Source organism: Streptomyces calidiresistens, assembly GCF_014141525.1.
Taxonomy (GTDB): domain Bacteria; phylum Actinomycetota; class Actinomycetes; order Streptomycetales; family Streptomycetaceae; genus Streptomyces; species Streptomyces calidiresistens.
The window spans coordinates 1-655 of sequence record NZ_VKHS01001450.1; the positions used below are offsets into that span (position 1 = coordinate 1).

The 655-nt window shown below is 74.7% G+C and carries 1 protein-coding gene; it reads right to left on the reverse strand.

What is annotated here, in order from left to right:
- Positions 1-65: 65 nt before the first annotated feature.
- The gene (locus FOE67_RS27770; protein ID WP_323385632.1) at positions 66-563 is read right to left on the reverse strand and encodes an NUDIX domain-containing protein; all 498 of its coding nucleotides are present in this window, start codon (positions 561-563) and stop codon (positions 66-68) included.
- Positions 564-655: the final 92 nt, after the last annotated feature.

Sequence of the window (655 nt, forward strand, 5' to 3'; positions counted from 1 at the left end):
GCCCTCCCGCGCCGCCCTTCCCGGCGAAGGGGAAATCGACGGTCGGGGCGCCGAGGGGCGTCCGCTCAATCCCAGCCGTGCAGGGACACCCCCGCCGGCCGGCGCTCCACGCAGGCGGCCAGGATCCGATCGGTGGAGAGCACCACCTCGCCCGGTATCGCCCCCACCGGCACCCACTCCACCCGGTCGTGCTTGGTCGGCTCGCGGTTCACCGGCTCCCCCTCCCAGCGCTCGGCGGTGAAGACCACGGTCACGAACCCGTCCGGCCCTTTCGATGCCTGGGCCCCGTGCACCACGTGTGCCAGGCGCAGGTCCTCCTCGGCGACCCGGACGCCGGTCTCCTCCCACAGCTCCCGGACCGCCGCCGCGCTCACCGACTCGCCCCGATCGGTCTTGCCCACCGGCAGGTCCCACAGCCCCGGCGCGAACCCCGCCTCCGGCCCGCGCCGCACCATCACCACCCGGCCGGCCGCCCGGTCGTGCACCACCACCGCCGCGCACAGCACCACCAGCGCCCGTGTCCCGGCACCGGCGTCCGTTTCGATCACCGTCGTCTCGTCCACGCCCACACCGTACGAGCCGGCTCCGACAACCCGCCGGCCGTTATCCACAGGCCCTCTCGTTCATCGGACTCATCGCACCGGCGGGGTGGGGG